At 60.0% G+C, this 26,899-nt stretch carries 17 protein-coding genes and 1 pseudogene; 14 read left to right on the top strand and 4 right to left on the bottom strand.

Annotated features, from left to right (window positions below):
* Positions 1 to 2: 2 nt before the first annotated feature.
* The 5 genes and pseudogenes from ACIPL2_RS17860 (at position 3) to ACIPL2_RS17840 (ending at position 6,068) form a co-directional block, all read left to right on the top strand.
* Positions 3 to 398 (top strand): YbaN family protein, encoded by a 396-nt coding sequence (locus ACIPL2_RS17860; RefSeq protein WP_059407620.1) that lies wholly within the window; start codon positions 3 to 5, stop codon positions 396 to 398.
* A gap of 935 nt (positions 399 to 1,333) precedes the next feature.
* A pseudogene (gene lapG, locus ACIPL2_RS17855) lies at positions 1,334 to 2,051 on the top strand (cysteine protease LapG).
* A gap of 21 nt (positions 2,052 to 2,072) precedes the next feature.
* A complete protein-coding gene (gene lapD / locus ACIPL2_RS17850; RefSeq protein WP_401358275.1) occupies positions 2,073 to 4,013 on the top strand; it encodes a cyclic di-GMP receptor LapD in 1,941 nt (646 codons plus the stop codon).
* A 288-nt stretch (positions 4,014 to 4,301) separates the two neighbouring features.
* Positions 4,302 to 5,141 carry a hypothetical protein gene (locus tag ACIPL2_RS17845; protein WP_401358274.1) on the top strand — a complete coding sequence of 280 codons (840 nt, stop codon included), beginning with the start codon at positions 4,302 to 4,304 and terminating at the stop codon, positions 5,139 to 5,141.
* 87 nt (positions 5,142 to 5,228) lie between these two features.
* Positions 5,229 to 6,068 carry a hypothetical protein gene (locus ACIPL2_RS17840; RefSeq protein ID WP_401358272.1) on the top strand — a complete coding sequence of 280 codons (840 nt, stop codon included), beginning with the start codon at positions 5,229 to 5,231 and terminating at the stop codon, positions 6,066 to 6,068.
* 128 nt (positions 6,069 to 6,196) lie between these two features.
* Here the strand turns inward: ACIPL2_RS17840 and ACIPL2_RS17835 are convergent, their stop codons facing one another.
* On the bottom strand, positions 6,197 to 13,369 hold the full coding sequence (locus tag ACIPL2_RS17835; protein ID WP_401358271.1) for a retention module-containing protein: 7,173 nt from the start codon (positions 13,367 to 13,369) through the stop codon (positions 6,197 to 6,199).
* Positions 13,370 to 13,961: 592 nt separating this feature from the next.
* Between ACIPL2_RS17835 and ACIPL2_RS17830 the strand changes: the two genes are divergently transcribed.
* The 3 genes from ACIPL2_RS17830 to ACIPL2_RS17820 are packed head-to-tail and all read left to right on the top strand — an operon-like array spanning position 13,962 to position 18,875.
* Positions 13,962 to 15,320: a TolC family outer membrane protein gene (locus ACIPL2_RS17830; RefSeq protein ID WP_401358270.1), complete on the top strand. Its 1,359-nt coding sequence runs from the start codon at positions 13,962 to 13,964 to the stop codon at positions 15,318 to 15,320.
* Positions 15,321 to 15,338: 18 nt separating this feature from the next.
* Complete coding sequence (locus tag ACIPL2_RS17825; RefSeq protein ID WP_401358269.1) at positions 15,339 to 17,498, top strand: type I secretion system permease/ATPase; 2,160 nt, start codon at positions 15,339 to 15,341, stop codon at positions 17,496 to 17,498.
* Positions 17,499 to 17,507: 9 nt separating this feature from the next.
* The gene (locus ACIPL2_RS17820; protein ID WP_401358267.1) at positions 17,508 to 18,875 is read left to right on the top strand and encodes an HlyD family type I secretion periplasmic adaptor subunit; all 1,368 of its coding nucleotides are present in this window, start codon (positions 17,508 to 17,510) and stop codon (positions 18,873 to 18,875) included.
* Positions 18,876 to 19,015: 140 nt separating this feature from the next.
* Here ACIPL2_RS17820 and ACIPL2_RS17815 read toward each other — a convergent pair whose 3' ends face one another.
* Positions 19,016 to 19,612: a tRNA-uridine aminocarboxypropyltransferase gene (locus ACIPL2_RS17815; protein WP_401358265.1), complete on the bottom strand. Its 597-nt coding sequence runs from the start codon at positions 19,610 to 19,612 to the stop codon at positions 19,016 to 19,018.
* Between the two features lie 3 nt (positions 19,613 to 19,615).
* Positions 19,616 to 20,509 carry a LysR family transcriptional regulator gene (locus ACIPL2_RS17810; protein ID WP_007945995.1) on the bottom strand — a complete coding sequence of 298 codons (894 nt, stop codon included), beginning with the start codon at positions 20,507 to 20,509 and terminating at the stop codon, positions 19,616 to 19,618.
* Between the two features lie 330 nt (positions 20,510 to 20,839).
* On the opposite strand from ACIPL2_RS17810, the gene speB reads away from it, so the two are divergent.
* The 6 genes from speB (at position 20,840) to ACIPL2_RS17780 (ending at position 26,490) form a co-directional block, all read left to right on the top strand.
* The gene (speB, locus tag ACIPL2_RS17805; RefSeq protein ID WP_045058686.1) at positions 20,840 to 21,790 is read left to right on the top strand and encodes an agmatinase; all 951 of its coding nucleotides are present in this window, start codon (positions 20,840 to 20,842) and stop codon (positions 21,788 to 21,790) included.
* Between the two features lie 9 nt (positions 21,791 to 21,799).
* Positions 21,800 to 22,222 carry a YybH family protein gene (locus ACIPL2_RS17800; RefSeq protein WP_401358263.1) on the top strand — a complete coding sequence of 141 codons (423 nt, stop codon included), beginning with the start codon at positions 21,800 to 21,802 and terminating at the stop codon, positions 22,220 to 22,222.
* 54 nt (positions 22,223 to 22,276) lie between these two features.
* Positions 22,277 to 23,788: a purine-cytosine permease family protein gene (locus tag ACIPL2_RS17795; RefSeq protein ID WP_401358261.1), complete on the top strand. Its 1,512-nt coding sequence runs from the start codon at positions 22,277 to 22,279 to the stop codon at positions 23,786 to 23,788.
* A gap of 204 nt (positions 23,789 to 23,992) precedes the next feature.
* A complete protein-coding gene (locus tag ACIPL2_RS17790; protein WP_401358260.1) occupies positions 23,993 to 25,372 on the top strand; it encodes a sodium:solute symporter in 1,380 nt (459 codons plus the stop codon).
* 85 nt (positions 25,373 to 25,457) lie between these two features.
* Positions 25,458 to 26,183, top strand: a complete 726-nt coding sequence (locus tag ACIPL2_RS17785) for an MBL fold metallo-hydrolase (protein WP_401358258.1) — start codon at positions 25,458 to 25,460, stop codon at positions 26,181 to 26,183.
* Positions 26,184 to 26,238: 55 nt separating this feature from the next.
* Positions 26,239 to 26,490, top strand: a complete 252-nt coding sequence (locus ACIPL2_RS17780; RefSeq protein WP_401358256.1) for an acyl carrier protein — start codon at positions 26,239 to 26,241, stop codon at positions 26,488 to 26,490.
* A gap of 205 nt (positions 26,491 to 26,695) precedes the next feature.
* Here the strand turns inward: ACIPL2_RS17780 and ACIPL2_RS17775 are convergent, their stop codons facing one another.
* A complete protein-coding gene (locus ACIPL2_RS17775) occupies positions 26,696 to 26,824 on the bottom strand; it encodes a PA1414 family protein (protein ID WP_007914492.1) in 129 nt (42 codons plus the stop codon).
* Between the last annotated feature and the right edge of the window lie 75 nt (positions 26,825 to 26,899).

Here is a 26,899-nt window from a genome sequence, read left to right as displayed (position 1 = left end):
CTATGGACAACCCCATAGGCAACCGCTCCCTGATGTTGCGCTACGTACTGCTGGCCATCGGCTGGCTGAGCGTAGCGTTGGGGGTGATCGGGATTTTCCTGCCGGTATTGCCCACCACGCCTTTCCTGCTGCTGGCGGCCGCCTGTTTCGCCCGCAGTTCGCCGCGTTTCTATCAGTGGCTGGTGGAGCACCCACGGCTTGGGCCGTGGATTCGCGACTACCTCGAGGGCAACGGCATTCCGCTCAAGGGCAAGGTTTACGCCATCGGCCTGATGTGGGTGAGCATTCTGTTTTCCTGCTACCTGGTGCCGCTGCCTTGGGCGCGAGGGTTCATGTTGACCAGTGCGGTGTTGGTGACGGTCTATATCCTCAGGCAGAAAACTTTGCGCAAGTTTTGAGTCTGTTTTTTTGGGGTTTTTGATTGGGGGTATATCCGTTGCTGCGGTAACGGCTGCTTTTGGTTCCGCCCTTACGGCGGGTCACTTGGAAAAGCCCCAAGTAACCAAGGGCTCTTGCCCCGCCATTCGGTGCCTCGCTAAGGCTCGGCATGCCCTCACTCCGGCATTGCTCCGGGGGCCCGCCGCCATCGGCCATCCATGGCCGGGGGCGGCTACCGCGGCATCCTTGCCGCGGTACCCCCTGCGCAACGCCTGCGTTCGGCCTCTGGGAAAAGGGGCAACAGATCAAGATCAAAAGCCAAAGCAAAGCAAAGCAAAGCAAAGCAAAGCAAAGCAAAGCAAAGCAAAGCAAAGCAAAGCAAAGCAACGGCAAGATCAAAAGATCGCAGCCTTCGGCAGCTCCTACATTGACCGTGTTCGACCCTCTATTTGTATCGCACCGATCCCCTGTAGGAGCTAGCTTGCTCGCGATGGAATCATAGGCACCGCGTTTATCCTGTTAAAACGCGCCATCATTGGCGTTCTTCGCGAGCAAGCTCGCTCCTACAGGGGCTAGGTCGAGCGTTAGCTCGCCTGCTTTTGATCTTGATCTGAGCGCACCCTCGAGAGGCCGAGCGCAGGTTCTGCGCAGTGGGCAACCCGGCAGGGATGCCGGGTTAGCCGCCCCCGGCCATGGATGGCCGATGGCGGCGGGCCCACGGAGCAGGACCGGAGCGAGGGCATGCCGAGCCTTAGCGAGGCACCGAACGAAAGGGGCAAGAGCCCTTGGTTACTTGGGGCTTTTCCAAGTGACCCGCCGTAAGGGCGGAACCCATAGCAGCCGTTACCCAAGAAACGGATATGCACCCCATCAAAGACCCATAGACCCGACGACCAACCCGCCCTCGACAAAAACACCGCCTAGACTCTAGACATCTGCACTTGAGCAGCCAGACATGTCCCGTAGTCTGCGTAGTCCAGGATGGTCAACGCTCCGACTTCGGTTCGGCGGATGGCTACTGCTGTCGGTTTTGCTGCTGACTGGGCTTGGCAGCGTCTGGGCCGACTGGAATTTTGCGCAGATTATGCAAACCGCTGAAAACCGCTGAAAACCGCTACGGCCCGCTCGGCCCGGCCCAGGGACGGATCATGGCCTGGAGCCAAATGCTGCAAAGCGAAATCAACGCACCCGCTCCCGAGCAACTGAATGCAGTCAATCTCTTCTTCAATCAACAACTGACCTTTCAGGACGACACCCGCATCTGGCGTCAGACCGATTACTGGGCCACCCCCGTCGAATCCCTGATCAAGGGTGCCGCCGACTGCGAAGACTACGCCCTGGCGAAGTATTTCAGCCTGCGCCACCTCGGCATTCCCAGCGAGCAACTGCGCATCACCTACGTCAAAGCCCTGAGCCAGAATCAGGCGCACATGGTGCTGACCTTCTACAGCAGCCCCACGGCCGAACCGCTGGTGCTGGACAACCTCATTGGCGACATCCGCCCCGCCTCCCAACGCAAAGACCTGCTGCCGGTGTACGCCTTCAACGCCGAAGGCCTGTACTTGCCAGGAACCAATGGCGGCCAACGCAGCAGCGACTCGAAAAAACTGTCGCGCTGGCAAGACGTACTGAAAAAGATGCAGGCCGAAGGGTTCGCCGTGGGCGACGGCTAGCCATCCAGCAAGGAGCGATTTATGTCACTGCGCAAACAGTTGTTTCTGGCCATCTGCCTGTTCTTGCTGGTGGCGTTCAGCGGCAGTTTTTTTGTCGGCCTGGAAAGCTCTCGCGAGCAGACGCTCGGCCAGTTGCGCTCCCACGCCCAGGACGCCGCCACCGCGCTGGGTTTGTCGCTGACTGCGCAAATCGACGACCCGGCGATGATCGAGTTGATGGTCAGCTCGATTTTCGACAGCGGTTATTTCAACAGCATCCGGGTCGTCAACATTGTCGATGAGCACGTGTTGGTAGAGCGCAGCGCGTCTTCGCACATCAAAGGCGTTCCCGGTTGGTTCGTGAACCTGGTCAACCTGCGTCCACAAGGAGGCGAAGCGCTGATCATGCGCGGCTGGGAGCAAGTGGCGCGGGTCGAAGTGCTGAGCAATCCACAGTTCGCCCTGGCCAAACTCTGGGACAGCACCCTCGGCAGCCTGATCTGGCTGCTGCTGTGCGGACTGCTCAGCGCGGTGTTCGGTGGCTGGTTGTTGCGCCGGCAATTTCGCCCGCTCGACAGCATGGTCAAACAGGCCGAAGCCATCAGCAAACGCGAGTTTGCAAGCCTGCCGAAACTGCCGCGCACCCCGGAGTTGAAACGCGTGGTCCTGGCCATGAACCAGATGGTCGAAAAACTCAAGGCGCTGTTTGCCGAGGAGGCGGCGCGCAGTGAACAGCTGCGCGCCGAATCTTATCAGGACAGCCTGACAGGCCTGGCCAATCGGCGTTTACTCGACGAACAACTGGCCGACCATTTGCTCGAGTCCGAGCAGAGCAGCGACGGCCATTTGTTGATGTTGCGGATCAACGATCTGGTCGGCCTCAATCAGCGTATTGGCGGCCAACGCACCGACGCCTTGATCAGGTCCGTCGGTGAACTGCTCACTCGTCTGACCCAATTACCGGAGCGTCGGACCTGGCTCGCGGCGCGTAATCGAGGCGGCGAATTCAGCCTGCTGACGCCGGGTGTCGACATCAAGGAGGCCGTGCGATTGGCCTCGGAAATCAGCGCCACCCTGGAAAACCTGCGCCTGACCGGTGCCAGCGATTGCATGCCGGTCGCGCATTTGGGCATCGTCGCCTATCACCCCGGCGAACCGGCCAGCGACGTGCTGATGCGCCTCGATCACGCGCTGACCGAAGTCCGGCAACATCCCGAACGGCCGTGGATGCACCTGGCCTACTCCGCGAACGCGACGAACCAGACCCAACACGACTGGCGAAGCTGGATCGACGACGCCCTGACCGACGGCAAGCTGCAGTTGTATTTCCAGCCGGTGGTGCAATGCAGCGACACCAGCCAGGTCCTGCATCACAAAGTCCTGGCCCGCCTGCTCGACCCGCAGGGCCAAGCGATCGCCGCCGGGCATTTCCTGCCGTGGGTCGAGCGTCTCGGCTGGTCGGCGCGGTTCGACCTGGTCATGCTCGAAACCACGCTGGAATACCTCGTCGTCAACCGCTGGCCGTTGGCGTTGAGCGTGTCCGGCAGCACCCTGCGCGATCGAGCCCAGTTGCAGCAAATCCTCGACATGCTCGAATCGCTGCCCGACCTCGCACCGCTGCTGACCCTGGAAATCGATGAACGCCAACTGCCGCCTCCCGACGAATTGCAACGCCTGAGCCACAGCCTGCTCGACACCGGATACCGCATCGGCTTGCAGCACTTCGGCGGCAGCTTCAGCCAGATCGGCAACCTGACTCAACTGGGATTGGCTTACTTGAAAATCGATGGCGCCTACATTCGTGGCATCGATGAGCAACGTGACAAGCGACTGTTCATTGAGGCGATCTTCAGGGCCACTAACAGCATCGATTTGCCGTTGATTGCGGAGAGGGTCGAGACGCAGGGGGAATTGGAGACGATCAAGGAATTGGGGGTATTCGGGGTGATGGGACGGTTGATCGGGCCGCCGGAGCCGATGTGAGTTTTACAGGTACATAGCGGCATCATTCATTGCGGACAAGCTCGGTCCATGCCGCTACGCTCTCTGCCGAATCCTGTAGGAGCGAGGCTTGCCCGCGAAAGCGATCTTGCAGTTTTTTACATCAGGTTGTCGTTGCCACTGACCGAACGGCCTGATCGACCGTTTATCGAAAACACTTCATGACCTGTCATTTATGACAGTAGTCAGCCCCGCCAAAGAAGAGCCGAATAGAACGGACTTCATCAAGAATTGAAGCAGCGCCATCCCATTCGAACAGGAGTATCTGCCGTGACACTTCAAGAGACTATATTGCCCTCCCAAGCCCCGGAACTTCCCAAGTTCCAAGTACCTGAATCCGACGGCGAATTCCTCGACATGCTATCAATCCCCGGTGACGCAACCCTCATCACAGAGAGATGGTCACCGGCACACATATGGCTGCAAGTCGTGGGAAAAAACAGCGAGGGAGAGGATCTTTCTATTTCGCTGCTTGAGAATCATGAACTGTCCGACATCCAGTTCGAAAATGGACTGCGCGAGATGCTGCCCAGAGATAGATTGATGGAATTGGCGAACAATTCCTCTGCCATTCTGCAGTGTTTGATTACCTTCGACGGCAGCTCGGATGTCTCTACGGCCACAGCATTTCCAATGCTTCAACTGACCATTAAGAATCAGGAAGACACACTGGATGATTTCATCGACTTCAACGACCAAACACTGGGAGGTTGGGAGAAAGGTAGTGCAGGCAGAGAAATTCAGTTTTTAAAAGATGAATTATTTGGGGGATATTACTTATTCAACAACACCTCTGAACAATTCGACAACCATAGCGGCATTGTTCTGAAAAAAACATTTCCGACCACTACCGGCAAGAAATACAAATTCACCCTTGACGTAAAAAAAGAAAATACCGGCTCTCCCAACCCCCCAAAACTGGTACTACGAGTCGGAGACCACAGCTCCGTAACACACACCATCAGCAACATGAACTGGAGTTCGTACTCATTTGTCGGCACGGCAACGTCTGCCTCAACAACTATTAGCCTTGACAATCTGGAGCAAAAATGGAACGGCAATGATTTTTCCATTGATAATTTCAGAGTAGAAAGCCTAGGCGAAAAATAACAAAAGCCACTCATTACTTATCGATCACACCAGCACCGTTCGACAGCAATTAATTCCTACTCTGTATATTGCGACATGGAGAAAGTCATGACGTCTCGCGAATCTTCAACCTCGCTCGCAGCCGCACAATTGCCACAGCCCAAGGTACTGGAAGCCGAGGGTAACGGCGATGTACTGGATTTGACCAAGCATTTAGGAAACTTTACGATTACGGTCGACAAATGGGCAAAACCACTAATATCGTTATTTGTACGTGGCCGCAATGAATCAGGCGGCCTCATAAACCTCGACAAGTATTACAGAGAGGAGATATCGCCTGCCCAATTTAAAAACGGCCTCAATGAAACAATCGATAGAACCGAACTAATGAAGCTAGGCCACCTTACACCTCTAGAAGTCACCGGAATACTTAATCTTGACGGATCCACCAACTTCGCTCACACGAGGGAGTTTGACCTATTATCACTCACCATTAAAACAAAAGACCTTTCACTTGATGACCTGACAAACTTCAATAATGAAACACTAGGAGGCTGGCAAAAAGGTATTGCCGGCAGAGAACTAGCTTTCATCAGGGACAGCGCAAAAGGGGGCTTTTATTTACTCAACAACACTTCCGACCAATCAAGTGGCCATGCCGGAGTAATTTTGGAAAAAACCTTCCCAGCCATTCCAGGGTCAGATTACGAATTTACGATAGACGCAAGAAATCAAAATTCAGGCACTCCCAGACGGGCAAAGCTTGTACTGAGCATCGATAATAAAAGTTCCTCAGAATTTCCGATCGATGATACAGCATGGAAAAGCTATTCATTCGTAGCTACCGCGACATCTAACCGCATTACCGTGCGACTCGAAAATCGTCAAGCAGCATGGGACGGAAATGACTTTTGCATTGACAACCTGCGAGTAAGATCACAATTGTAAAGACAGGGCCGAAAAGCAATTATCACTCAACGAAAAACGATAAATTTCGTTGTTTTTGCTATTAATAAATCCAAGCAAAAAGCCCGCCACTCCCGAATTCAAAGAGTAGCGGGCTTTATCACCTCAGATCAAACCGTATCCACCTTCAACGAATGATCATTCAGCATCCCGTTGATAATCGTCGCCGTATCATGCCCCCCGGCAACCACCCCGCCCGCCCCCGGCGTCACCCCGTAATGGCTGGCCAGGTTTACCCCCGCCAGGTCGATGGTCTGGTTCGGCGCAGCGCCGGCCATGCCGCTGACGTCGATGCTGGTGACCAGTGATGCGCCGCTGCCGGTGACTTTGAAGTGCAGGTAGTCATCCAGCGAGGCGGTGCTGCCGTTTTCGCCTTGCAGCAGTTGCGACAGGTCGAGCTTGTCGGTGCCTGGGGTGAAGTCGGTGACGACGTCGTGGCCGCTGTTGCCTTTGAGCCACTGGAAGGTGTCGGCACCGCTGCCGCCGGTGAGGGTGTTGTTGCCCAGCCCGCCGATCAGGAAGTCGTCGCCGCCCCCGCCCTTGAGGATGTCGTCGCCCAAGCCGCCGTTGATGATGTTGCTGTTGTTGTCACCGGTGAGGCTGTCGTTGAAGTTCGAACCGGTGAGGTTTTCGATCCCCGTCAAAGTGTCAGTGCCGGCGCCAAGGGTGTTTTGCGCGGTGAGCAAGCTCAAGTCGACAGTGACCCCGGCCGTGGCGTGGGTATAACTGGCGGTGTCGTTGCTGGTGCCGCCGTCAAGCAGGTCGTTGCCGGCGCCGCTGAACAGCAAGTCATTGCCGGCGCCACCGTGCAGCTCGTTGTTGCCTGAACCGGCGGTGAGCACGTCGTTGCCGTCGCCGGCATTGATGACGTTGTTGCCCGTGCCGGCTATCAACACATCATCGCCCGCCGTGCCGGTGAGGGTGTGGCCTTCCTGATAGCTGATGGTCACGCCGGCGCTGTCGCTGCCGCCATGGTTGTCGTTGGCGGTGTAGGTGCCGTGGTAGTCCGGGGTGATGTCGTGCGCCCCGGCGTAGTTGACGGTCATGGTCAACTTGTAATCTTCCGAGCCCTTGCCGCCACTGCCCGAGCCATTGTCGTCGATGTTGATGAGATGGATCTGGTAGGTGCCATCCGCCGCCGCGGTGATGGTCTGGCCATCAGCGACGGCAATGAACGCGCCGCCGTTGACCGAGTACTCCATGACGATATGACCGGCCGCCAGATTGTGATCCAGGTTGAGGGTTTCACCCTGCTTCAGATTGACGGTGATCCGGTCTTCATCATTGGCGCTGCTGGTGGAGACCTGGCCCAGATAACCACTGACCACCAGCACCGCTGTCATGGTGGCCGCGTTGGCAGCAAAGGCGCTGCGCACATTGGCCAAGGCCTGGTTAGCTGCGAGGTTGCCGCTGTTGGCAAAACTGATGGCGCCGCTGCCGGTGAAGTCCCCACCCTTGGCGACCCAGCCGGTGTTGAAGGTCGTCGGCGAGGCCGTGAGCTGATCGCCGTTGGGATCGGTGTCGTTGGCCACCAGCAAATCACCCGGCACCACTACACTGCCCGACAGCACGTTGGTGATGACGTGATCATCGACCGCCACCGGCGGCGCGTTCGGAAGTACTTTGACCACCAGCGTGGAGCTGGCCAGGTCACCGTCGTTATCGCTGACGGTGAAGCCGATGTTTTCGGTGAGCACCACCCCCGTGGTTTGTTGCGAGGTGTAGGTGTACTCGCCGGTATCGAGGTTCACCACCAGCGTGCCTTTGTGGTCGGTAGCGATGCTCAGGGTGTTGTTGACCGTGTTGAACGTGCCGTGGTTGAGGCCACCGCTGAAGGCCAGCGAACCCTGGTTGCTGTTGCCTTTGGGGTCAAAGGTGTAAGTGGTGCCGTCCACCGTGATGGTTTTGATGAAACCGCCATCGGCGCCGAATGTACCGCCTTCACCCAGCAGCGAGCCAGTAACCGGCGCGCCGACCACGGTGCCCGACAGCACCGAATTGAGTTGGTTGAGGTCGGTCACCACCACGGCGTTGGTGTTGGTGTGGGAACTGCCGTCGTAAGCCAGTGGATCGAGGTTGGCGTTGCTGACACCGCTCCCCAGGCCAATCGCGTAGTTCTTGATGTCATTGGCGTCGAGGAACGCTTTCCAGGCCGCCTCATCCGCGGCACTGATCGTTCCAATGTTGGGCTTGCCGTCGGAGAAGAAGTAACCGACGTTCTGTGCCCCCGTCAGTTTGCCGCTGGTGTCGAACGCGTCTTGCGCCACGGCCACGGCCGCGTCGTAGTTGGTGTTACCGCCCGGCGTCAGGCCGGCGATGATCGACTTGGCCGTGGCCACATCGACCCAGACCGAAGTCTTGTCGGTGGCACCGGTGCTGAAGGTGACGATCTGCACTTTCACATCGCCCAGATCGTCGTACTTGTCGAGCAAGGCGCTGATCGCCTTTTGGGCCAGCTCCAGTCGCGACAGGCCATCCACACGGGAAGCTTCGGCCATGCTGCTGGACACGTCGATCACCAGCAGCAGGTTGGAGTCGATCTCCATGGCCGCCACCGAACGTTCCGACGCCACGGCTTTGGGCACGTCATCGACGATGTTGACCACGATGGTGCTGGTGGTGCTGTTGCCCAGCGCATCGGTGGCTTTGTAGGTGAAGCTTTCGCTCAGGGTGTTCGGTCCGTCGTTGGCGTTCGGCGAAGTTTTCGGCGCCGAGGTCAGGGTGTAGGTGTAGGTGCCGTTGGGATTGAGGAGGATTTGCCCAAAGGTGCCGGTGGCGCTGCCGACCAGCGTGTACGTCACTGCGCCACTGGCGCCGGTGACCGAGCCGACCAACGTGCCGGAAGCGGTTTCGCCGGTGTTGCCGGGCTCACTGCCGGTGACGGTACCCGCCGCCAGGTCCTGGCCGTCCTTGCTCAGATCCAGGGCTTTTTCGTAGACGGTCACGTCGGTATCGCTGACCGCCCTGATGCAACTGTTGCTGACATCGATGGTGATGGTGGTGGTGCTTTGATCGCCATCGGCATCGCGCACGGTGTAGGTGAACGTGTCCGTGGCGCCCGCTGCGCCCACCGAACCCGGATTGCTGTGATAGACCGCATTGCCATGGGCATCAAGGGTCAGGTAACCGTAGGTGCCGTTAATTTGTGAACCGAGGCCGCCAATGGCCGAGGTCGAGGTGTCACTGCCTGCGCGAACGCCGACCACCGCGCCACTGAGTGCAGGGCCGTCAGCGCCGCCGATGTCATTGTCGAGCACGTTGCCACTGACGGTGCCGCCTTCGACCACGCTGGCCGAATCCGCTTTTGCGGTCGGCAGATCATCAACGATGTTGACGTTGATTTGCCCCGACGCCGTGCTGCCATCGCTATCGGTGGCCACCACGTTGATGTTCTCGGTGAGGCTGTTGGCACCGTTGGCGTTCGGGTGGGTTTCGTTATCCACCAGGGTGTAGCTGTAGCTGACAACGCCCGTGGCCGGGTTGTAACCGGTGATGGTCAGGGTGCTGCCCAACGGTGTGACGATCGATTGCGGGAAGCCAGCCGCCACGCCGCCGGTCAACACACTGATGCCGCCCACGGTCAGGGTTTGCAGGCCATCGAGCGCGGTGACCGTAAAGGTGCCGCTCTGGGTCAGGGCTGCCGCGTCTGGATGGGTGCCGTCGCTGAGGTTTTTCTCGTAGACCGTCAGTTCACCACAATCGATATCCAGGCCTTTGATGACGACGGGATCGTTATTGTTGTGGACGTTCAGCACCAGGGTCGCGGTGCTGGTGTCGCCGTCGGAATCAGTGATGGTGTAGGTGAAATTCTCAGTGCCGTTGCCATTGCCGTGCAGCGCTTTGAAGTCGGCATCGCTGGTGTTCAGGGTGTAGGTGTACGTACCGTTGGCGTTCAACACCAGGGTGCCGTAAGTACCGGTAAAGGTGCCGGGAGTCACGGGGCCGGCGTTCGGGCCGGTCGGCACGCGGTCGGCGCCTTGCACGTCGTTGGTCAGCACGTTGCCGTCGAGGGTCAGCAAGGTTTCCGAAGCCGTGTGAGCGTTGCTGTCGTTCACCGCTTTGGGCACGTCATCGACAATGTTCACCACGATGGTGCTGGTGGTGCTGTTGCCCAGCGCATCGGTGGCTTTGTAGGTGAAACTTTCGCTCAGGGTGTTGGCGCCATCATCTGCATGGGGCGTCGTGCTCGGCGGCGTTGTCAGGGTGTAGGTGTACGTGCCGTTGGGGTTGAGCTGGATCTGCCCGTAGGTGCCGGTGGCGCTGCCGACCAGGGTGTAGGTGATCGCGCCAGCGGCGCCGGTGACCGAGCCGACCAACGTGCCGGAAGCGGTTTCGCCGGTGCTGCCAGGCTGGCTGCCGATGGCGGTGCCGGGCGCCAGGTCCTGACCGTCCTGGGTCAGGTCGAGGGCTTTTTCGTAGACGGTCACGTCGGTATCGCTGACCGCCTTGATGCAGCTGTTGCTGACATCGATGGTGATCGTAGTGGTGCTTTCATCGCCATCGGCATCGCGCACGGTGTAGGTGAAAACATCGGTCGCGCCAGGGCCGTTCACGGCGTTCGGGTTGCTGTGATAAACCGCGTTGCCATTGGCATCGAGGGTCAGGTAACCGTAGGTGCCGTTGATCTGTGAACCGAGGCCACCAATGGCCGAAGTCGAGGTGTCGCTGCCGGCACGTACGCCGACCACCGCGCCACTGAGGGCCGGGCCGTCGGCGCCGCCGATGTCGTTGTCCAGCACATTACCCGACACCGTTGCCCCCTCGGCCACCGAGGCGTGATCCGGGTTGGCGGTGGGCAGGTCGTCGACGATGTTGACGTTGATCTGCCCCGACGCGGTGCTGCCATCGCTGTCGGTGGCGACCACGTTGAAATTCTCGGTGAGGCTGTTGGCACCGTTGGCGTTTGGATGGGCTTCGTTGTCCACCAGGGTGTAGGTGTAACTGACCACGCCCGTGCTGGCGTTGTAACCGGTGATGGTCAAGGTGCTGCCCAACGGCGTGACGATCGACTGCGGAAAGCCCGCGGCCACGCCGCCGGTGACCACGTTGATCCCGCCCACGGTCAGCGTTTGCAGACCATCGAGGGCGGTCACCGTAAAGGTGCCGCTCTGGGTCAGTGCCGGTGCGTTGGGGCTGGTGCCGTCACCGAGGTTTTTCTCGTAGACGGTCAGTTCGCCGCCATTGGTATCCAGACCGCCGATGGTCACCGGATCATCGTTGTTGTGGATGTTCAGCACCAGGGTCGCGGTGCTGGTGTCGCCATCGGAATCGGTAATGGTGTAGACGAAGTTTTCCGTGCCGCTGCCATTGCCGTGCAGCGCTTTGAAATCGGCGTCGCTGGTGTTCAGGGTGTAGGTGTACGTGCCGTTGGCGTTGAGCACCAAGGTCCCGTAAGTACCGACGAAGGTGCCGGGGGTGATCGGCCCGGCACTCGGGCCGACAGGTACGCGGTCGGCGCCTTGCACGTCATTGGTCAGCACGTTACCGTCAAGGGTCAGCAAGGTTTCCGAGGCCGTGTGGGTGTTGCTGTCGTCCACGCCTTTGGGCACGTCATCGACGATGTTCACGTCCAGATTGCCATTGGCCGTGGTGCCGTTGTCGTCGACCACGACCACGGCAAATTGCTCGGAAATACTGTTGGCGCCGCTGGCGGCCGGATGCGCTTCGTTATCGGCCAGGGTGTAACTGTAGCTGACCACGCCGGTCGCGCTGTCGTACCCGGTGATGGTCAGCGTGCTGCCCAACGGCGTGACGACCGATTGCGGGAAGCCTGCGCTCACGCCGCCGACCACCACGTTGATGCCGCCGACGCTGAGGGTTTGCACCCCGTCGAGGGCGGTGATGGTGAAGGTGCCGCTTTGGGTCAGCGCGGTGGAATTCGGTGCGCTGCCGTCGCTGAGGTTTTTTTCATAGACGGTCAGCTCGCCGCCTTCAGCATTGAGGCCGCCAATCGTGACCGGGTCATCGTTGTTATGGATGTTCAGCACCAGGTTTGCGGTGCTGGTGTCGCCGTCGGCATCGGTCAGGGTGTAGGTGAAGGTTTCCGTGCCACTGCCGCCACCGTGCAAGGCTTTGAAGTCGGCATCGTTGGTGTTCAGGGTGTAGGTGTACGTGCCGTTGGGATTGAGTACCAGGGTGCCGTAAGTCCCGGTGAACGTGCCGCCGATAATCGGCCCGCTGTCAGGACCGGTGGGAATGCGATCTGCGCCCTGGGAGTCGTTGGGCAGCACGCTGCCGGTCAGGGTCACCAGTGTTTCCGAGGCGGTATGGGCGTTGCTGTCGTCGACGGCCTTGGGCACATCGTCGGTGATGTTGACGTCCAGCGTGCCAGTGGCCGTATCGCCGTTGGAATCACCGGCAACCACCGTGAACTGTTCGCTGAGGTTGTTGATGCCGTCACCGGCCGAATGGGTTTCGTTGCCGTTGAGGGTGTAGCTGTAACTGACCACGCCCGTGGCCGGGTTGTAGCCGGTGACGGTCAGGGTGTTGCCCAATTGCGTGGTGATCGATTGCGGGAAACCGACGACCACACCGCCGCTGATCACGTTGATCCCGCCGATGCTCAGGCTGGTCAGACCATCCGGCGCAGACACGGTGAACGTACTGTTCTGGGTCAATGCACCGGGGTTGCTGGCCGAACCGTCGGCCAGGTTGGCTTCGTTGAGGGTCAACTCACCCCCAACCACTGACAGCCCGGTGAGGGTGACCGGGTTGTTCGGTACCGGCGGAATAACGCCGGTGCCGCCGTCACCTGCACCGTTGTCGCCGTTGTCCGGATCACCGGCCAGACGTTCCAACGGAAATTCGGGAATGCCATTGAAGCCTGCCGTAGGGAACCCGATGGTCGGGTCGACCCGACCACCCACTTCTTCGAGCATCACAAAACTGTGCCCGCCACCCGCCGCACCGGGCGCCCCGGTTGCAGTCGGGCCGGCCGCCGTGGCTTCACCGGTCTGGGTCGGGTCATCCCCCGCCGCGATGGCTTTTTGCAGTTGCTCGACATCCGTCAGTTGCGCCTGAGTCGGCGTCACCGCTTCAGCGGTGTCGACATGGGGCGCCTGATGCGCGAGCAGCTGGGAGGTCATTTGCAGGCTGCTGCCACGCCCGAGCGTCAGTTCCTGGCCATTTTGCAGGTGCACCGCCACCGCGCCTTCGGCCCCGGTGATCAGCTGATCGCCGGCGAACAACCGGTCCCCCTCGACCAAGGCACGCCGGGTGCCGTCGCTTGCTTGCGCGAACACCTGACCAATGACCTTACTGACGATACCGATGAGCGTAGCCATGTGCATTTCCTCCGCTGCCAACCGCTGTCGGCGCCCTGTTTGTGCGAAGAACTGCTCATGGTGTAAGCGGGTTGACTGGCGGATCGTCTGCCGGGAAGCGGTTACTTGAAGTAAGCCGCTGCCCCGGCGACGTTCTCGCCAAGCGTGTCGCTCGAGGACGACGTGCCCGGTTCTGGATAAAACCCTATGCAATCAACGGCATCGGGATCCATTTCCAAACACGACTGCCCTGTGAGCGATGCGTAACAGTCCTGATCCACCTAAGTGACAAAAAACCGTCGCCACCAGACTGTTCCGTTTCCCTCCCCTCCAGCACTTCTCCGCCCTATGTCGCTAAGTGGATGAAACTATCCTCAGGCCCGAAATGAACTCCCTAAAGCTCATAAATCAAGGGCTTTCGCATTGAACAATGTGCTGGATTTTGCAGAGCGCATAAGTTTTTTTTGGCATAGGCGTTATGAAAAACAGTTCTTAGGTTCTCTCTAGAATGTTCTTAGCTCTGTTGTTACAAGCATGAAACGGTTTTACCTATAAAAGTCGTCAAATAATTGGCGACTGATAAGCACCATCAGGACTTCAGGGAGATGTATCCATGCGCGCCTTAACCCCTCTTTGCAGCGCAATTCTGTTGGCTATGGCCTTCACGTCCCACGCCCAAGCCATGTCATTGACCGAAGCGATCCAGAGCACCATTGCGACCCACCCGGAGCTGGCGTCGCGAGTGGACAGTCGCCTTTCGGCCGATGAAGACGTGAAAGTCGCCAAAGGGGGCTTTTATCCATCGGTTGATCTGAATGCCGCCTACGGGCGCGGGTACAGCGATAACACCAACACTCGGGCGTTCGGCAATCACCACACCGAAATCCTCACCTACACCCAATCGGAGCTGCGCCTGCGGCAGATGCTCTTCGATGGTTTCAATACCGCCAACGAAGTCGAACGCACCAAAGGCGTGGTCAACTCCCGGGCCTATTACGCGCAAGGCACCGCTCAGGATCTGGCCTTGCGCACCATCGAGGTCTACCTCGAAGTGCTCAAGCGCCGCGAGCTGGTGACCCTGGCCACCAACAACCTGCAAGCTCACCTGCGGGTCAATGACCAGATCGGCTTGCGGACGCAGCGCGGTATCGGCAGTAACGCCGACGCCGACCAGTCCACCGCGCGCCGGGCACTGGCGCAAAACAACCTCGACACCGCCGAAGTCGATCTCGCCGATGCCGAGTCGAATTTCTACGCCGTGGTCGGGCGCCTGCCCGATGAACTCGAAGCACCGCCGTCGATCCGTGGCGAGCTGCCCACTTCCCTGCCGGAAGCACAGCAGAGCATGGTGGAAAACAACCCGTACCTGAAATCCGCCCAGGCCGACGTGCAATCGGCCGAGAGCCAGTACGAAGTCGCCAAGTCGCCGTTCTACCCACGCTTCGACGCCGAAGCAGCGGTGGGCGCGAACAACAACGTGCAGGGTGAAGAAGGCCACGACAACGAGTGGCGGGTCGGCATCGTGATGAACTACAACCTGTTCCGCGGCGGCAGCGACAAGGCGCGCCTGCAGTCCGATGCGCACAAGATCAATCAGGCGATGGACATCCGCAACAACGCCTTGCGCCAGCTCAACGAGAATATTCACCTGGCCTGGAACGCCATGGTCAACGCGAAGAAACAAACCCCGACCGCCCGCGAATACGCTGACACCAGCCGACGCGTGCGCGTGGCGTATCAGGACCAGTTCGGCCTCGGCCAACGCACCCTGCTCGATTTGCTCGACAGTGAAAACGAGCTCTACAACGCCAACCGCCGCTACACCGAAGTGCGCTACACCGAGGAGTACTCGATGTACCGCGTGCTGGCGAACATGGGCCAATTGTTGAGCAAGCAACGGGTGGTGCTGCCCGCCGATGCGATCGCCCAGACCGAAGTGAAAAGCGAAGCCCGTCTGCCTGAGCTGAGATAGCCCACTGGAGCGATCACTGTGACCAGCTTGCAATCCGCCAACACCGGTATCGATCCACGCCTGAGCTTCGATGACCCGCTTCTGGACGGTCTGCTGATTCTCTGCAAACTTCATGGCGCGACGGTCAGTCGCGCCAGCCTGAGTGCCGGGCTGCCAATGGCACACCAACGCATGAGCCTGGACCTGCTGCCACGTGCGGCGGCCCGGGCCAGTTTGCAGGCGCGCTTGCTGCGCCGGAACCTGGCGGATATTTCCGCGCTCAACCTGCCGGTGATGCTGATCCTCAACAACGGCCGCACCGCGATTCTGCGGCGCTTCGGCGATGACGATCGCTTGCTGATTCTGCCCAGTGAAGCCGATGGCGGTGAGCAATGGGTGAGCCGTGAAGAACTGGCCGAAAACTACAGCGGCCAGGCGTTGTTCGCTCGGCCACGCCATGAACTCGAAGACCTGCGCTCGCCGCTGGTGCCACGCGTGGAAGCGTGGTTCCGCGACACCCTCAAGCTGTCGAAATGGCTGTACAGCGATGCGATCCTGGCCAGTTTCCTGATCAACCTGCTGGGGCTGATGGTGCCCTTGTTCGTCATGCAGACTTACGATCGCGTGGTGCCCAACCAGGCGACGTCAACCTTGTGGGTATTGTCCATCGGCTTGCTGATCGGCACCGGTTTCGAACTGGTGCTGCGCGTGGTACGCGCACACTTGCTGGACACCGCCGGGAAGAAAACCGATGTGATCCTGTCCGCCACGCTGTTCGAACGCATCACCGGCATGGCGATGAAAGCGCGGCCAGCCACCATCGGCGGTTTTGCCCAGAGCATCCATGACTTCCAGGGCCTGCGCGAATTCCTCACCGCCGTGACCCTGACCAGCCTGATCGACCTGCCCTTCGCCGTACTGATGCTGGTGGTGATCGGCCTGCTCGGCGGCTGGCTGGTGGTGATTCCGTTGCTGGCGTTCCCGATCACCATCCTCTTCGCCATGATCATTCAGGTCCGTCTGCGCGACACCGTGCAGAAAAGCCTGAGCCTCGGCGCCGAACGCCAGGCGCTGCTGATCGAAACCCTCGGCGGCCTGGAAACCCTCAAGGCCTGCAGCGCCGAAAGCGAACGCCAGCACACATGGGAAAGCACCCACGGCGCCCTCACCCGCCTCGACAGCCACGCGCGCAACCTCTCGGCGCTGGCCACCAATGGCACGCTGTTCATCCAGCAATTCTCCGGCATGGCGACCATCGTCGCCGGCGTCTACAGCATCATCGCCGGCAACCTCAGCGTCGGTGCGCTGGTGGCGACCTACATGCTCGGCAGCCGCGTACTCGCGCCGCTGGGGCAGATCGCCGGGCTGATCACGCGCTACCAACAAGCGCAATTGACCATGAAAAGCACCGATGCGCTGATGTCCTTGCCGCAAGAACGCGACGCCAAACAACGGCCGCTGGAACGCACGCAACTGCAAGGCGCACTGGACGTCAGCGGCGTGACGTTCCACTACAACGGCCAGAATGCCCCGGCGTTGGCCAACGTCAGTTTCAGTGTGAAACCCGGCGAACGGATCGGCATCATCGGCCGCAGCGGCTCGGGCAAAAGCACCCTGGCGCGGCTGGTAATGGGTTTCTATGCACCGGAAGAAGGTCAACTGCTGCTCGACGGCCTGGACCTGCGGCAACTGGACGTCGCCGACCTGCGCCAGCAAATCGGCTACGTCGCTCACGACCTGCCGCTGCTGGCCGGCAGCCTGCGCGACAACCTGACCCTCGGCGCACGCTACATCAGCGATTCACGGATGCTCGAAGTGGCCGAACTGACCGGCGTCACCGAACTGGCCCGTCAGCATCCGCAAGGTTTCGACCGGCCGGTGGGTGAACGCGGGCAACTGCTGTCTGGCGGTCAACGCCAGGCAGTATTGCTGGCCCGGGCCTTGTTGCTCGACCCGCCGATCATGCTGCTCGACGAACCCACCAGCGCCATGGACAACAGCAGCGAAGACGTTCTTCGGCAAAAACTCCACGGCTGGGTCCAGGGCAAAACCTTGCTGCTGGTCACCCACCGCACCTCGATGCTCAGCCTGGTGGATCGGCTGGTGGTGCTGGACAACGGGCGGATCGTCGCCGACGGTCCGAAAGAAGCGGTCATCGATGCACTGCGCAAGGGCCGTGTCGGCTCTGCGGCTGTCTAGGAGCTAGCCATGGCCCGTTCATCCTCCGACACATCCAAGGACAGGGGTTACTTCGGCAGTTTCAGCAAAAGCGCCGAAAACGAGTTCATGCCGGAAACCGCCGGCGCCTCGTTGCAGGATTCGCCGCGTTGGTCGCGAATCACCGTGTGGCTGGCCGCCGGGCTGATTATCAGCGCAGTGGTCTGGGCCAAGTTTGCGGTGCTGCAAGAAGTCACCATGGGCGAAGGCAAGGCGATTCCGTCGAGCAAGGTCCAGGTGATCCAGAACCTGGAGGGCGGCATCGTCACCGAGATCTTCGTTCGCGAAGGGCAAATGGTGAACAAGGGCGATACGCTGCTGCGCCTGGACGACACGCGGTTCCTGTCGAACAAGGGCGAAAGCGAGGCCGATCGTTATGCGCTGACGGCGCAGGTGGAACGTCTGTCAGCCGAGGCGGAAGGCCGGCCGTTCAAGTTGTCGCCGGAAGTGATCGCCAAGGCGCCACAAGTGGCTGAAGACGAACGCTCGCTGTACGAACAGCGCCAGCGTCGACTGGCCAGTGAGCAGCGCACCTTGAGCGAACAACTTCGGCAAAAAACCCAGGAACTGGCGGAATTCCGCTCTAAACAGGGCCAATACAGTTCCAGCCTGGGGCTGTTGCAGCAAGAGATGAACATGTCGGCGCCGCTGGTGGGCACCGGGGCGGTTTCGCCGGTTGAAATCCTTCGGCTCAAACGCAGCGCGGTGGAAATTCGCGGCTCGCTGAACGCCACGACCCTGGCGATTCCCCGCGCCGAATCGGCGATTAACGAGATCAAAAGCAAGATCGACGAGTCGGAACAATCCTTCCGCTCGGACGCGGCGAAAGAGCTCAACGAGAAACGCACCGACCTGTCGAAAATCACAGCGTCGAGCATCGCCATCGACGACCGCGTGACCCGCACCACGGTGGTCTCGCCGGTGCACGGGATTATCAAGGTGCTGAAGGTCAACACCATCGGCGGCGTGGTCCAGCCGGGCAGCGACATGGTGGAAATCGTACCGCTGGAAGATAACCTGCTGATCGAGGCCAAGGTCCGGCCACAGGACGTGGCGTTCCTGCATCCCGGGCAGAAGGCGATGGTCAAGTTCAGCGCTTACGACTACACGATTTATGGCGGGTTGAGTGCCAAGCTTGAGCTTATTGGCGCGGACACGATTACCGATGACAAGGGCAACAGCTTTTATCTGATTCAGGTGAGGACTGATAAAAATCACTTGGGCGGGGATGTGAAACCGTTGCTGATTATTCCGGGGATGGTGGCGACGGTGGATATCATTACTGGGGAAAAGAGTGTGTTGGATTATTTGCTGAAACCAGTGCTTAAAGCCCGGACGGAGGCGATGCGCGAAAGGTAGTCATTTTGCTGAGGCTGCGGTGATTGATCCGCCGCCTTCGCGAGCAAGCCCGCTCCCACATTCGACTGCGTTCTGCCAGGAAGAAATACGATCAAATGTGGGAGCGGGCTTGCTCGCGAAGAGGCCCTCATAGGCGACAACTATTTCGGCCCATGATTACGCAGAAAGGTCTCCTCCCCCATCGCCGCAATCTGCCCCTCGATCAACGCCTCGAACGGCTTTAACAACGGCTCGAAAGAAGTCGGCGCCTCTAGAGTCTGCAACGCCTGCACAATCGCCTCCACCGTCGACAACGCCCCAGGCCCCGGTGCCTTGCGCAATCGATACCGCGACACGCCGCCATCAACCAAGGTCACTCTCGGCAACGCCGCCAATAGCGGATTAAGGTGCAGCATCTTGCGCGCCTTGCGCCAGGTGCCGTCCGGGACCACCAGTAACAGCGGTTCGTCGGCTTCGCTGTATGCCTGCATCGGCTGCGCATCTTCAGCGGGAAACAACAAGCGCGCCCTATAACCCGGTTGATTCAACAACCCCGGCAAATCCTCAAACACCTCGCCGACAATCAACTCGGCATTCTTCAGACCCAACACCGCCAACCGCGCAGTGTTCAGCGCATGGTTCACTTCGCTCGGATGCTGCAACAGCAACACCCGGGTGCGGCTGTCGAGGCTCGGGATCAGCGGGCACAGGCAATGCGTTTGTGGGCGCAGGCAACGGGAACACTGGAGTCTGGACATCGATCACGCCTGATTCAGTTGTGCTTTAAGTAAATCGCGGAAGGTCTGGATCAGCGGTTCGCGGCTGCGGCCACGGCGCACGATCATCGAGAACGGTGCCTGATAACCGAATGTCGCCGGCAGCAAAACCCGTAAGTCGCCCTTGTCCGCCCAGGCTTGAGCGTAGTGCTCCGGGAGGTAACCGATGTAGGCGCCGGACAGCACCAGAATCAGCTGCGCCTCCATACTTTCCACGGTCGCCGCGCTGTGTTTGAAGCCGTGTCGGGCCAGTTCGGCCTGGCTCCAGTAACCGCGACCGACCATGCGTTGCTGCGTGATGACTTGCTCGGGAATGCGCCGCTCGGTGAACAGCGGATGCCGGCTGCTGCAATACAACCAGTGTTGTTCGCGGTACAGCGGCATGTAGACCAACCCGCTCATGCGCGTGGAGAACGCGCCGATGGCCAGGTCGAGACGATTGTCCTGCACGCCGAGTTGCAGTTCGTACGGGCTCATCACCGACAAGTGCAAATGCACCGCCGGGTGCTCCTGGCTGTAGGCGCCGATGGCTTCGGCAAACGGCAAGGCCTTGTCGCTGACGGTGGAGTCGATCACCCCGAGGTTTAGCGTACCGCGCAATTCGCCCTTGAGCGCGGCGGCGTACTGCTCGAAGCCTTCGAGCTCGCCGAGCAGGCGCAGGGTTTCCTGATGGAACAGCTCGCCTTTGCTGGTCAGGCTGAAACCACCGCGACCGCGATGGCAAAGCACCAGGCCCAGCGCCGCTTCGAGCTGGCTCATGTAGGTGCTGATGGCCGAGGTCGAGAGGTTGAGCTCTTGCTGCGCGTTGGCAAACCCCTGATGGCGGACCACGCTGACGAAGATGCGCAAGAGTTTCAGGTCGGGTAAAGCGTTGGCCATGGGGGGCTCCGAACATCAGCGAAATCATTTCCTGAGCGCAACCCTTTGTAGGAGCTGTCGAGTGAAACGAGGCTGCGATCTTTTGATTTTGATTGTTCAAGGTCAAAAGATCGCAGCCTCGTTTCACTCGACAGCTTCTACGAGGGCCATCGTCTCCGGCTGAAGTCTATCGCCGTCGTCGCCATTAGTTTAGAAAAATATGAACTAAGTATTTGCCCGTAGCGATTCTTCCCGGCCACTACATTTCGCAGAATCGGCCCACAGCGGTACCCGTGTCTCCCCGACCGGCGTCACCGACATAAATAAAACAACGACGATGAGGCCTTACCCGTGGACAAGATTCTTCACCAACCACTGGGCGGCAATGAAATGCCGCGCTTCGGCGGCATCGCCACCATGATGCGACTCCCCCACGTGCCCACCGCTGCCGGCCTGGATGCGGCTTTTGTCGGCGTCCCGCTGGACATCGGCACCTCGCTGCGCCCTGGCACCCGTTTCGGGCCTCGCGAAATCCGCGCTGAATCGGTGATGATTCGCCCCTACAACATGGCGACCGGTGCTGCACCGTTCGACTCGCTGTCGGTTGCCGACATCGGTGACGTGGCGATCAACACCTTCAACCTGCTGGACGCCGTACGGATCATCGAAGAATCCTACGACAACATCCTCGAACACGATGTGATCCCCCTGACCCTGGGCGGCGACCACACCATCACCCTGCCGATTCTGCGTGCCATCCACAAGAAACATGGCAAGGTTGGCCTGGTGCACATCGACGCTCACGCTGACGTGAACGATCACATGTTCGGCGAGAAAATCGCCCACGGCACCACCTTCCGTCGTGCTGTCGAAGAAGGCCTGCTGGACCCGGACCGCGTTGTGCAAATCGGTCTGCGCGCCCAGGGCTACACCGCTGACGACTTCAACTGGAGCCGCAACCAGGGCTTCCGTGTGGTTCAGGCCGAAGAGTGCTGGCACAAATCCCTGGCCCCGTTGATGGCCGAAGTTCGCGAGAAAGTCGGCGGCGGTCCGGTGTACCTGAGTTTCGACATCGACGGCATCGACCCCGCGTGGGCGCCAGGTACCGGCACCCCGGAAATCGGTGGTCTGACGACCATTCAGGCGATTGAAATCGTTCGCGGCTGCCAAGGCCTCGACCTGGTCGGTTGCGATCTGGTAGAAGTCTCGCCCGCTTATGACACCACCGGCAACACCTCGCTGCTGGCCGCCAACCTGCTGTACGAAATGCTCTGCGTACTGCCTGGCGTTGTCCACCGCTGAGGATGGGTCATGACCGAACATGATCAGGTTTTGAACGCGGCGGCCGATCTGGTCTCCGCCTTCGCCCGTAACGATCGCGAAGCCTACTTCGGCGCGTTCAGCGCCGATGCCAGCTTCGTCTTCTACACCCTCGAACAGCCTCTGCTGTCGCGCGATGCCTATCAGGCGTTGTGGGACACCTGGCGTTCCGAGGACGGCTTCGAGGTGCTTTCGTGCACCTCGAGCAACGCCTTCGTCAGCCTGCAGGGTGACGTGGCGATTTTCATTCATGACGTGGCCACCGAGCTGCGCATGCAAGGGGAGCAACACTTCAGCCAGGAGCGCGAGACGATTGTTTTCAAGAAACAAGCGTCTGGCCAAGAACAACAAGGCCTATGGCTGGCCTGCCACGAACACTTGTCCGCCTTGCCGGAAGGGCTGCCAACCCCTTAGCCAAACAGGTGACGCTCACGCACGATGAGCGCGCCTTTATGATCGGAGCTGATCATGAATAACAACAACAAAGACCAAAGCCTTACGCAAATCGAAACCTACGGGGTCGAACAGATCCCGGACAGCGAACGCACCGCAGGCCCGACGGATTTGTTCCGGATGATCTTCGGCGGTTCCAACACCTTTGCCACCGCCGTGCTCGGCAGCTTCCCGGTCCTGTTCGGCCTGTCTTTTCAGGCCGGCGTCTGCGCCATTGTGCTGGGCGTGTTGCTGGGCTCGCTGATCCTCGCGCCGATGGGCCTGTTCGGTCCGATCAACGGCACCAACAACGCCGTGTCTTCCGGTGCGCACTTTGGCGTGCACGGGCGGATCGTCGGTTCGTTCCTGTCGCTACTGACCGCCATCGCCTTCTTCTCGCTCTCGGTGTGGAGTTCGGGTGATGCGCTGATCGGCGGTGCGAAACGCCTGATCGGTCTGCCGGAAACCGACCTGACCCTGGGCCTGGCCTACGGTCTGTTCGCGATCCTGGTGCTGACCGTGTGCATTTATGGCTTCCGCTTCCTGCTGTGGGTCAACAAGATCGCGGTGTGGAGTGCCAGCCTGCTGTTCCTGCTGGGCATCTTCGCCTTCGCCGGTCCTTTCGATGTGAACTACGCCGGCACTGTGAGCATGGGGCAACCGGGTTTCTGGGCCGCCTTTATCGGTGCTGCGCTGGTGGCCATGAGCAACCCGATTTCCTTCGGTGCGTTCCTTGGTGACTGGTCGCGCTACATCCCCCGCGAAACGCCAAAAGGCCGGATCATGGCGGCCGTGGTGATCTCGCAGGTCGCGACCTTTATCCCATTCCTGTTCGGCCTCGCCACCGCCACTATCGTAGCGATCAAGGCGCCGGACTACATCGCCGCCAACAACTACGTCGGCGGCCTGCTGGCTGTCTCGCCGAGCTGGTTCTTCCTGCCGGTGTGCCTGATTGCAGTGATCGGCGGCATGTCCACCGGCACCACCTCGCTGTATGGCACCGGGCTGGACATGTCCAGCGTGTTCCCTCGCGTGCTGTCGCGGGTCAAGGCGACGCTGCTGATCGGTGTGATGTCGATTGCGTTCATCTTCATCGGACGCTTCGCCGCGAACCTGGTGCAGAGCGTGTCGACTTTCGCCGTGCTGATCATCACCTGCACCACCCCGTGGATGGTGATCATGATCATCGGCCTGGTTGTGCGTCGCGGTTTCTACTGCCCGGATGACCTGCAAGTCTTCACCCGTGGCGAGAAAGGCGGTCGTTACTGGTTCACGCACGGCTGGAACTGGCGTGGTCTGGGTGCCTGGATCCCGAGTGCACTGGTGGGTCTGTGCTTTGTGAACCTGCCGGGGCAGTTTGTCGGTGTGCTGGGCGATCTGGCTGGCGGCATCGATGTCAGCCTGCCGGTCACCCTGGGTCTGGCCTCGCTGGTGTACCTGACGCTGCTGAGCCTGTTCCCGGAATCGCGGGAAGTGTTTGGCCCAAACGATGCACGCAGCAAGGGCACGGATTCGCTCGCTAAACCGTCGGTGCGACAAGTCGCCTGATTAAACGCATTACCTGTGATCAACACATGACCTGTAGGAGCGAGGCTCGCCCGCGAAGAACGATGACGCGGTCTGCCTGACAGACCGAGGCGTCCCCTTCGCGGGCAAGTCGGATCGCCGCACCGCTTGCTCCTACAGGGATTGAGAGACCACAGGGATTGATTTCAGCCTCACCATAAAAAAGACAATCGGAGACACGCCATCATGGCATTGGATTTATTCGTCGTACTCATCTACGCCGCCGCGATGCTGATACTCGGCTACTACGGCATGCGCAAAGCCAAGACCAACGAAGACTTTTTGGTCGCCGGTCGTAACCTCGGTCCAAGCCTGTACATGGGCACCATGGCCGCCACCGTTCTGGGTGGTGCTTCCACCGTCGGCACCGTGCGTCTGGGTTACGTCCACGGCATCTCCGGTTTCTGGCTGTGTGCCGCACTGGGTTGCGGGATCGTGGCGCTGAACCTGTTCCTCGCCAAACCGCTGCTGAAACTGAAGATCTACACCGTTACCCAAGTGTTGGAGAAACGCTACAACCCGATGGCCCGCTCGGCGAGCGCGGTGATCATGCTGGCGTATGCGCTGATGATCGGCGTGGTCTCGATCCTGGCAATCGGCACCGTGCTGCAAGTGCTGTTCGACCTGCCGTTCTGGCTGTCGGTATTGGTCGGCGGTGGTGTGGTGGTGATTTACTCGGCGATCGGCGGCATGTGGTCCCTGACCCTGACCGACATCGTCCAGTTCATCATCAAGACCGTGGGCCTGATGTTCATCCTGTTGCCAATCTGCCTGTACCGCGTCGGTGGTTGGGATGAGTTGGTGTTGAAACTGCCGGCAACCGCCTTCAGCTTCACCACGATTGGCTGGGACACCATCATCACCTACTTCATGATCTACTTCTTCGGGATCCTGATCGGCCAGGATATCTGGCAGCGTGTGTTCACCGTCAAGAGCGCCAAAGTGGCTCAGGTCGCCGGTACGGCTGCCGGTATCTACTGCATCGTTTACGGACTGGCCTGCGCCCTGATCGGCATGGCCGCTCATGTGCTGATCCCGGACCTGGACAACGTCAACAACGCGTTCGCCGCCATCGTCAAATTGTCCCTGCCGGACGGTATTCGTGGCCTGGTAATCGCGGCCGCACTGGCGGCCATGATGTCCACCGCCAGCGCCGGCCTGCTCGCCGCCGCCACCACCCTGACCGAAGACCTGCTGCCGAAACTGCGCGGCGGTAAGCAGTCGAGCCTGGGTATCAACCGCCTGTTCACCCTGCTGACCGGCATCGCCGTGCTGGGTATCGCGCTGGTGGTGAACGACGTGATCAGTGCCTTGACCCTGGCCTACAACCTGTTGGTGGGCGGCATGCTGATCCCGCTGATCGGTGCCATCTTCTGGAAACGCGCAACCACCGCCGGCGCTATCGCCAGCATGGGCATGGGCTTTGCCACCGCGCTGCTGTTCATGATCAAGGACGGTATGGACGCCAACACCCCGATCTACTACAGCCTCGCCGTAGGCCTCGTGAGCTTCGTGGTGGTCAGCTTGCTGTCCCCTCGCCCGGCAACCGTGGCCAGCGCCGCCTAAGCTGAACATAACGACTTGATGCTTTCTTCGACGGGTGTGGCGTCGGTTGCCACACCCGTTTTTTTTCGCCTGGAGAAAACCTTGGATGAAGATTGTTTCTCGCGACCAGTGGTTCGAGGTCAAACAGCTTAGCGACGGCATCCGCCTGATTCACGAGCCGTACATCCGGCCCTTTTATCGCTGCAACCTCTGGCACATCCAGGGTCGCGACAAGGACCTGCTGCTGGACAGCGGTTCCGGGCTGGTGAGCCTGCGCGAGCAACTGCCGTGGATCACCGAGCGGCCGCTGGTGGCGGTGGCGAGTCATTGCCATTTCGATCACATCGCCGGGCATCACGAATTTCCCGAACGCCTGGTGCACCCGGCCGAAGCGCAGATCCTGGCCGCCCCGGACGGTGAAAACACCTTGAGCACGGCGTTCGTCGGCGACGATATGTTCGAGGCGCACCCCGATTGCCCGTTGTGCTACGCCGAGTATCGGGTCAAGGCCGCGCCTGCTACGGGTTTGATTGAAGAAGGTGACGTGCTGGACCTGGGTGACCGGGTGCTGCAAGTGCTGCACACACCGGGGCATTCGCCGGGTGGCATCAGCTTGTACGAAGCCGCCACCGAGACGCTGTTCAGCGGCGACATCATCTACGACGGGCCACTGATCGAAGACGCCTACCACTCCAACCTCGACAATTACGCCCGCAGCCTGCAACGCTTGCACGCGCTGCCGATCCGCACGGTGCATGGCGGGCATTTCGGGAGTTTCTCCGGGGAACATTTGCGCACGATGATTGACGAGTGGCAGCGCCTGCACGGCTGAAGCCTGCTGTACTCAGAAGCAGGGAAAACAACAAAAACGCCCTCGAAGAACCGCCATGAAAAAAGCCGCCGTGCGTGCCGCCGTGCATCGCTTGATCAGCCGCCTGCTGGAGGGTCGGGATGACTTCGACGACAACGCCAGCCTGGCGCAGTTGGGATTGGATAAAAAAGACATTGAAGAACTGATCTTCCATCTGGAGGATGAGCTGGGGTTGACCGCGTTTACGGCCGAAGAAGACCAGATGCTCAAGACGGCGAGAACGGCGAATGACTTGAGCCGGTTTTTGCTGGAGATTGGGCGGCATTGAGTTTGCCTGTACCGCTGCAATTCCCTGTAGCAGCTGTCGAGCCCGCGAGGCTGCGTTCGGCGGCGGAGCTGCCGTAAAATCAGCCGACGCGGTGTGTCAGGAATAACTCGCGCTCAGGCTTTGCGACGGCTGCGCCGCCGAACGCAGCCTCGCACGCTCGGCAGCTGCTACATCTGCTACAGCTGCTCCATCGGCCGCGTCGCGGTTACCGGCGGCGCTGCTGGCGTCGGCGTTGTTCGTCGTCAGTGCGAATAGGCACAGGTTGCAGAGGCGGTTCGATCAAACCGAGTGCGACACCCAGGTCGTGCAGCCAGTTTTGGATTTTCTCTTTCATGGTGCCCCCTTCAGGGTAGTGCCGAGCGACCGGAATTCTGTAGTCGCTTCGCACTGATAATAGTCGGAAGTCCTA

The organism is Pseudomonas sp. NPDC086251 (genome assembly GCF_044746405.1).
Classification (GTDB): domain Bacteria; phylum Pseudomonadota; class Gammaproteobacteria; order Pseudomonadales; family Pseudomonadaceae; genus Aquipseudomonas.
This window is presented reverse-complemented; position numbering and strand designations above follow the sequence as displayed.

Bases quoted from the DNA above. Each gene is read 5' to 3' on its own strand.
- ACIPL2_RS17860 (WP_059407620.1), top strand. From the start codon at position 3: ATGGACAACCCCATAGGCAACCGCTCCCTGATGTTGCGCTACGTACTG.
- lapD (WP_401358275.1), top strand. From the start codon at position 2,073: ATGTCACTGCGCAAACAGTTGTTTCTGGCCATCTGCCTGTTCTTGCTG.
- ACIPL2_RS17840 (WP_401358272.1), top strand. From the start codon at position 5,229: ATGACGTCTCGCGAATCTTCAACCTCGCTCGCAGCCGCACAATTGCCA.
- ACIPL2_RS17835 (WP_401358271.1), bottom strand. From the start codon at position 13,369: ATGGCTACGCTCATCGGTATCGTCAGTAAGGTCATTGGTCAGGTGTTC.
- ACIPL2_RS17830 (WP_401358270.1), top strand. From the start codon at position 13,962: ATGCGCGCCTTAACCCCTCTTTGCAGCGCAATTCTGTTGGCTATGGCC.
- ACIPL2_RS17820 (WP_401358267.1), top strand. From the start codon at position 17,508: ATGGCCCGTTCATCCTCCGACACATCCAAGGACAGGGGTTACTTCGGC.
- ACIPL2_RS17815 (WP_401358265.1), bottom strand. From the start codon at position 19,612: ATGTCCAGACTCCAGTGTTCCCGTTGCCTGCGCCCACAAACGCATTGC.
- ACIPL2_RS17810 (WP_007945995.1), bottom strand. From the start codon at position 20,509: ATGGCCAACGCTTTACCCGACCTGAAACTCTTGCGCATCTTCGTCAGC.
- ACIPL2_RS17800 (WP_401358263.1), top strand. From the start codon at position 21,800: ATGACCGAACATGATCAGGTTTTGAACGCGGCGGCCGATCTGGTCTCC.
- ACIPL2_RS17795 (WP_401358261.1), top strand. From the start codon at position 22,277: ATGAATAACAACAACAAAGACCAAAGCCTTACGCAAATCGAAACCTAC.
- ACIPL2_RS17790 (WP_401358260.1), top strand. From the start codon at position 23,993: ATGGCATTGGATTTATTCGTCGTACTCATCTACGCCGCCGCGATGCTG.
- ACIPL2_RS17785 (WP_401358258.1), top strand. From the start codon at position 25,458: ATGAAGATTGTTTCTCGCGACCAGTGGTTCGAGGTCAAACAGCTTAGC.
- ACIPL2_RS17780 (WP_401358256.1), top strand. From the start codon at position 26,239: ATGAAAAAAGCCGCCGTGCGTGCCGCCGTGCATCGCTTGATCAGCCGC.
- ACIPL2_RS17775 (WP_007914492.1), bottom strand. From the start codon at position 26,824: ATGAAAGAGAAAATCCAAAACTGGCTGCACGACCTGGGTGTCGCACTC.